At 67.7% G+C, this 6,780-nt stretch carries 5 protein-coding genes and 2 rRNA genes; all 7 read right to left on the minus strand.

Annotation, left to right across the window (positions count from 1 at the left end):
- Positions 1-7: 7 nt before the first annotated feature.
- A complete protein-coding gene (locus HHX30_RS26760) occupies positions 8-1,039 on the minus strand; it encodes a rod shape-determining protein (RefSeq protein ID WP_169984810.1) in 1,032 nt (343 codons plus the stop codon).
- A gap of 219 nt (positions 1,040-1,258) precedes the next feature.
- Positions 1,259-1,669 carry a nucleoside-diphosphate kinase gene (gene ndk, locus HHX30_RS26765; protein ID WP_169984812.1) on the minus strand — a complete coding sequence of 137 codons (411 nt, stop codon included), beginning with the start codon at positions 1,667-1,669 and terminating at the stop codon, positions 1,259-1,261.
- 206 nt (positions 1,670-1,875) lie between these two features.
- Positions 1,876-3,396 (minus strand): hypothetical protein, encoded by a 1,521-nt coding sequence (locus tag HHX30_RS26770; protein WP_169984814.1) that lies wholly within the window; start codon positions 3,394-3,396, stop codon positions 1,876-1,878.
- An 11-nt stretch (positions 3,397-3,407) separates the two neighbouring features.
- Positions 3,408-3,758, minus strand: coding sequence for a DUF4233 domain-containing protein (locus tag HHX30_RS26775; protein ID WP_169984816.1), 351 nt, complete (start codon positions 3,756-3,758; stop codon positions 3,408-3,410).
- Complete coding sequence (locus tag HHX30_RS26780; protein WP_169984845.1) at positions 3,755-5,038, minus strand: folylpolyglutamate synthase/dihydrofolate synthase family protein; 1,284 nt, start codon at positions 5,036-5,038, stop codon at positions 3,755-3,757. Before HHX30_RS26780 ends, HHX30_RS26775 begins: the two co-directional genes overlap by 4 nt.
- 506 nt (positions 5,039-5,544) lie before the next feature.
- Positions 5,545-5,661, minus strand: a 5S ribosomal RNA gene (gene rrf, locus HHX30_RS26785).
- A gap of 92 nt (positions 5,662-5,753) precedes the next feature.
- A 23S ribosomal RNA gene (locus tag HHX30_RS26790) occupies positions 5,754-6,780 on the minus strand; the annotation flags it as partial.

The raw sequence follows: 6,780 nt of genomic DNA on the forward strand, positions 1-6,780 counted from the left end.
ACGCTCCTTAGTTGCGGGGCTCCGGCACGAGCACCTGCTGGAGGGCTTCGAAGTCCTCCACGCACCGCCCGGAGCCGAGCGCGACCGAGTCGAGCGCGTTCTCGGCCAGATGGACCGGCATGCCGGTCTCCTCGCGCAACCGGTCGACCATGCCGCGCAGCAGGGCGCCGCCACCGGTCACGGCGATGCCCCGGTCCATGAGGTCGCCGGAGAGCTCCGGCGGGCACTTGTCCAGCGTCGACTTCACGGCGTCCACGACCGCGTTGACCGGCTCGGCGATCGACCGGCGGATCTCCTCGGCGCTGATGACGACCGTCTTCGGCAGGCCGCTGACCAGGTCGCGGCCGCGCACCTCGGCGTGGAAGTCCTCCCCCGTGACGCACGCGGACCCGACGGCGATCTTGACCTCCTCCGCCGTGCGCTCCCCGAGCATCAGGGAGTACTCCTTCTTCGCGAAGGCGATGACCGCCTGGTCGAGTTCGTCACCCCCGACGCGGATCGACTGGCTGGTCACGATGCCGCCCATCGAGATGATGGCCACCTCGGTGGTGCCGCCGCCGATGTCGACGACCATGTTCCCGGTCGGCTCGTGGACCGGCAGGCCGGCCCCGATCGCGGCCGCCATCGGTTCCTCGATGATGTACACGCGGCGGGCCCCTGCCTGATAGCCCGCTTCCTTCACCGCGCGTTGCTCCACCGCGGTGATGCCACTCGGCACGGCCACGATGATGCGCGGACGCACGAAGTGGCGGCGTTTGTGGATCTTCTGGATGAAGTACCGCAGCATCCGCTCGGTCACATCGAAATCCGCGATGACACCGTCCCGCAGGGGACGGATCGCGACGATGTTTCCGGGCGTCCGCCCGATCATCCGCTTCGCTTCTATTCCAACTGCCACGATCTTTCCAGTCGTGACGTTGATGGCGACGACGGACGGCTCGTTCAGGACGATGCCGCGCCCTCGGACGTAGACGAGAGTGTTCGCCGTGCCAAGGTCGACAGCCATGTCACGGCCCAGGAATGTCAGCTTGCTGCCCATGCGGAAGGAAGCCTTCCTTCAGGTGGTTAGCGGTTACCGGGTTCAGCGGGTGTGCGGGATGACGCATCGCATTCGAATCGTAACGGCACGTGCTCATCACTGGGCACATCGCGCTCTCAAGCCCCCGGAAAAACCGGCCTCCCCCCGCCTAAGCTCGGTCACCACCTGGAAAAACACGAGAGGCCCCGGTTTAAACCGGGGCCTCTCGTGTGGCAAGGGCTAGAAACGGTCCGGAAAGAAAATCTTGATTTCCCGGGCGGCGGACTCCGGCGAATCGGAACCGTGGACGACGTTCTCGCCGATCTCCAGGGCGTGGTCGCCGCGGATGGTGCCGGGTGCGGACTTCACCGGGTCGGTCAGGCCGGCCAGGGCGCGGAACGCCTCGACGGCCCGGGGGCCCTCGAGCACCATCGCGACCAGCGGGCCGCCGGTGATGAACTCCACCAGCTCGCCGAAGAACGGGCGCTCGGAGTGCTCGGCGTAGTGGGCCTTGGCCGTCTCGGCGTCGAGCGTGCGCAGGTCCATCGCCACGATCTTGAGGCCCTTGCGCTCGATGCGGCCGATGACGTCCCCGACGAGGCCGCGACGGACCCCGTCGGGCTTGATCAGGACAAGCGTACGCTCGGACACGGTCTGTTCTCCTAAGGTCGTTGCTGAGGCTCATGTGGCGTCGTGCTCGCCGTACGGTGACCCGTGCAGGTCGCGGGCGCACCCGTCAAGCATCTGGGAGCTCCGGCTGGGGAGCTCCGTACGCAACGGCAGCTTACCGGTCCGCGAACGCCGCTCCGATCGGGCGAGGCCGGGTCTCGCCGGCGCGGCGGTGCCGGCCGGCGTCGTCAGCGGGCGGGCCCCGGGTCCCCGGGGGTGCCGTCGTCCTCCTCCGGAGACGGCGTCGGCGCGGGGATCACCACCGGACCATCCCCCGGCGCGGCGGCCCTCCGGGTCAGGACGGCGGAGAGCACGATCACTCCGACCACGACGAAACCGCCGATCTGCGCCCACATGTGCAGCGCGTCGATGAACCCCTCCACCAGGGCGTTCCCGTTGCCTCCCGCGGTCTCGGCGGCGTCACTCAGCCGGTTCACCTGGATGCCGGTGCCGAGCAGGAAGCCCGCGAGCACGGCCGGGAAGCACAGCGACAGACCCAGCATCGCCGAGCCCAGACCCGCCGTGCGGAACGCGCCGACCAACGCGACCGCCGACCCCGCGGCCAGCAGCACGAACGGCACCACCAGCGGCGTGCCGGACGGTGTCGGGACCAGCAGCCAGGTCGCGCACAGTCCCGCGACGACGGCCGCGAGACCGAGGGCCGTCATCCGTTCCGTGAACGTGTCCGGCACCCGGCCTGCGAGGACGGCGGCCACGAGCGCGGTCAGCGCGGCCACCAGGAACGGCACCCACAGGCCCTTGAGGCCGGGGCCGCCCAGTGGGCCGCCGAGCTCGATGTAGGTCATCTGCGCGGCCGTCGGCAGCACCACCAGCCCGACCGCGACGTTGACGAAGGCGAGCGTACGGCCGCCCTGCCCCTCGAACGTGCCGAGCGCCGCGAGGCCCAGCATCGCCACGACGGCGAGCGCCGCGGCGGCGACGACCAGGCGCGGCGGCCAGTCGAAGGTGATCCCCACGCCCAGCACCGCGATGGCCGCCGCCGGCACGATGGCCAGCGCAAGCCGCCCCCGCTCGGCCGACGTCGGCCGGCTCGCGGGCAGGATCTCCCCCTCCGCCTGCGTCCCGCCGTCACCGGAGATCATCCAGAGCACCAGGTACGCCGCGGCGAGGGCCAGCGCCACTCCGGTCAGCAGCGGGTACGGCTGGAGGGTGACCTGCCAGGAGGTCACGTCGCGGATCGCCCACAGGGCGAGCGCCTGGGCCGTCAGCAACGAGGCGGCGAGCGCGCCCGCCCAGATCGGCAGCAGCACCCGGCGCCGGGAACGCTCCGCGACCGCGACGAGCGTGGCCGGCACGAGCATGCCCGCGCCGACTCCGTGGAGCACGCGCAGCACGCCGACCAGCGCGACGGTGTCGGTGTACCCCCCGGCGACGTCGGCGAGCGCGAGCAGCGTGAGCCCCGCCACGAGGATCGGGGCCGCGCGGAACCTGCGTACCGCGACCGCGGCGAGCGGCACGGTCACCAGCATGGCGGGCAGCGCCAGGCCGTGCGCGCGGATCATGTCGACCTGCGACACGCCCGGCGGCAGCAGCGCCGCCACGACGGAGATCGTGTTCGGGATGGCGACGAGCGCCAGAGGAAGGGCCACCAGGGTGAGCAGCCCGATGACGACGTCGACCAGCAGAGGGACGCGCACGGCACGGACCGGCGCGGCGGTCCGAGCCTGCGGTACGGGAGGGACGGCCATGGTTGCCGACTTTAGCGCTTCGTCGTCCCTTCGACACGGCGAGCGACGAAGATGGCAGTTATCCACAGGGCGGCGAAGATCACCCCGAGGAAGAACATGACCGGGACGAGGAATCCTGTGGCGATCGTCAGGACTTCAAGCACAGTGCCCGCGATGTACGCGGAAGGGCGCTTCAGCATGCCGACGACCACCACGCACAGGACGGCGAGCCCGAGCCCGACGGTCAGCGCGAGCGGGGCGGACACATGATTGATGGTGATCGCGACCGGGCTGACGAGCGCCACGACGATCGCCTGCATCCCGAGGACGCTCGCGCAGAGCCGGCGCATGCCGGGGGTGACCTCGAACACGCCGCTGCTCATTTCGCGACCTTGAGGAGGATGCGCGCGTCTCCCGCGGTCACGACCGAACCGGTGATGAGGACACCGGAGCCCAGCTCGTCGCCCTGGTCCGCCAGCGCGACGCCCGTGTCGATGGCGTCGTCGAGCCGGTCCTCCACGTGGACGCGATCCGGGCCGAAGACCGCCTCCGCGCGGGCCGCCAGATCGTCCGGGCTCAGCGAGCGCGATGAGGAGTTACAGGTGACCACGATCTCCTCTGCCACAGGTTCCAGCAGGTCCAGGATCGTGTCCACGTCCTTGTCCGCCATCACGGCCACCACCGCGACGAGCCTGGTGAACCCGAAGGCCTCGGTCATGGCCTCGACCGACGCCTCCATGCCCGCGGGATTGTGTGCCGCGTCGACCAGGACGGTCGGGCCACGCCGTACGACCTCCAGCCGCCCCGGGCTCTTCACCTGGGCGAAGGCCGGCCGCACGACCTCCTCGCCCAGCGGGTCGTCACCGGCCGTCAGCGCCTCCACGGCGGCCAGGGCGCCGGCCGCGTTGCCCGCCTGGTGTGCGCCGTACAACGGCAGGAACACTTCCTCGTACACACCCTTCAGGCCCTTGAGCTGGAGCATCTGGCCGCCCATGGCCAGCTCGCGATGCAGCACGCCGAACTCCAGCCCCTCGCGGGCCACCACCGCGCCGACCTCCGCCGCCCGCCGCATCAGCACCTCGGCGGCGGGCAGCGGCTGCTGCGCCAGCACGGCCGTCGCCTTGGGCTTGATGATTCCGGCCTTCTCACCGGCGATGGTCGCGACGTCCGGCCCCAAGTAGTCGGTGTGATCCAGCGAGATGGGCGTGACGACCGCGACCGTCCCGTCCGCGACGTTCGTCGCGTCCCAGGTGCCGCCCATGCCGGTCTCTACCACCGCGACGTCCACGGGAGCGTCCGCGAACGCCGCGTACGCCATCCCCGTCAGCACCTCGAAGAAGCTCAGCCTGCCCACCTTGGCGTCGATCATCTCCAGGTAGGGGGCGATGTCCTCGTACACCTCGGCGAACCGCTCCTCCGACAGGGGCTCGCCGTCAATCACGATCCGCTCGCGCATCGACTGCAGATGAGGGCTCGTGTAGCGGCCCACCCGCAGGTTACGCTCGCGCAGGAGAGCCTCGACCATCCGTGCGGTGCTCGTCTTCCCGTTGGTGCCCGCGATGTGAACGACCTTGTACGAGTTCTGGGGATCTCCGAGGATCTCCATCAGCGCGGTGATCCGGTCAAGAGTGGGGCTGAAATCCCACTCCACTCCCCGTGCCATGATCGCTTGCTCGACGGCTCGATATTCCACGACCCTCAGCGTACGGGAACCCACACCCGCCCTTTCACAAGGCAGTAGGCCGCGTGAGCGTCAATCTGCGCGGTCTCGCCGCGGGGTGTTCATGGGACGTGGGGACGTGGGGACGCGGGGCGGCTGGGCCGTTAGGACGAGTGTGTGCGCGGGAGCCTCGTGGTGTGTGTGCGGGGAACTCATGGTGTGTGTGGGTGGGGGTCCGGGTGTGGGTGGGGGTTGGTCACTGCGCCGGCCGGAAGGTCCGGTCCTCGCGAAGCCCGCTCCGCTGGGCCTTCGCTGCGGTCCTCCCTCCCGCCCGCTCCGCTCCCCCGACGCTCACGCCAGCATGGTCGGCCTCAGGTCGGCCGAAGCTGAAACCCACCCACACACACCCACCAGCAACCCCGGCAGAAAAAAGGGGAGTCTGGAAATAAAAAAGGCCTGGAAATGCGGAAGGGCCACCCCGATACGGGGTGGCCCTTCCTATAAAGATTGTCCGGCGGTGTCCTACTCTCCCACACCGTCCCCGGTGCAGTACCATCGGCGCTGGCAGGCTTAACTTCCGGGTTCGGAAAGTAACCGGGTGTTTCCCTGCCGCTATAACCGCCGTAACCCCATGAAACACACAACCACACTGGTTGCTGTCTCTGAGATCACATAGTGGACGCGAGCACCACACCCCGCACAAAGCAGGGCGGGTTTCATGGTCAAGTCCTCGGCCTATTAGTACCGGTCAGCTCCACACATTACTGCGCTTCCACTTCCGGCCTATCAACCCCATCATCTCTAGGGGGCCTTACCCACTCTCGTGGTGGGAGACCTCATCTTGAGGCGAGCTTCCCGCTTAGATGCTTTCAGCGGTTATCCCTACCGAACGTAGCCAACCAGCCGTGCTCCTGGCGGAACAACTGGCACACCAGAGGTTCGTCCGTCCCGGTCCTCTCGTACTAGGGACAGCCCCTCGCAAGTCTCCTGCGCGCGCAGCGGATAGGGACCGAACTGTCTCGCGACGTTCTAAACCCAGCTCGCGTACCGCTTTAATGGGCGAACAGCCCAACCCTTGGGACCTACTCCAGCCCCAGGATGCGACGAGCCGACATCGAGGTGCCAAACCATCCCGTCGATATGGACTCTTGGGGAAGATCAGCCTGTTATCCCCGGGGTACCTTTTAGCCGTTGAGCGACACCGCTTCCACACGCCGATGCCGGATCACTAGTCCCAGCTTTCGCTCCTGCTCGACCCGTCAGTCTCACAGTCAAGCTCCCTTGTGCACTTACACTCGACACCTGATTGCCAACCAGGCTGAGGGAACCTTTGGGCGCCTCCGTTACCTTTTAGGAGGCAACCGCCCCAGTTAAACTACCCACCAGACACTGTCCCCCACCCGGATACACGGGCGCGGGTTAGACGTCCAAAACGACCAGAGTGGTATTTCACCAATGACTCCACCCTGACTAGCGTCAGAGCTTCCCAGTCTCCCACCTATCCTACACAAGACGCTCCAAACGCCAATGTCAAGCTGTAGTGAAGGTCCCGGGGTCTTTCCGTCCTGCTGCGCGAAACGAGCATCTTTACTCGTACTGCAATTTCACCGGGCCTGTGGTTGAGACAGCGGGGAAGTCGTTACGCCATTCGTGCAGGTCGGAACTTACCCGACAAGGAATTTCGCTACCTTAGGATGGTTATAGTTACCACCGCCGTTTACCGGCGCTTAAGTTCTCACCTTCGC

This window comes from Microbispora sp. H10836 (assembly GCF_012999525.1).
GTDB lineage: Bacteria > Actinomycetota > Actinomycetes > Streptosporangiales > Streptosporangiaceae > Microbispora.

Coding starts and splice junctions, on each gene's coding strand:
- HHX30_RS26760 (WP_169984810.1), bottom strand. CDS start 1,039: ATGGGCAGCAAGCTGACATTCCTGGGCCGTGACATGGCTGTCGACCTT.
- HHX30_RS26770 (WP_169984814.1), bottom strand. CDS start 3,396: ATGGCCGTCCCTCCCGTACCGCAGGCTCGGACCGCCGCGCCGGTCCGT.
- HHX30_RS26775 (WP_169984816.1), bottom strand. CDS start 3,758: ATGAGCAGCGGCGTGTTCGAGGTCACCCCCGGCATGCGCCGGCTCTGC.
- HHX30_RS26780 (WP_169984845.1), bottom strand. CDS start 5,038: ATGGCACGGGGAGTGGAGTGGGATTTCAGCCCCACTCTTGACCGGATC.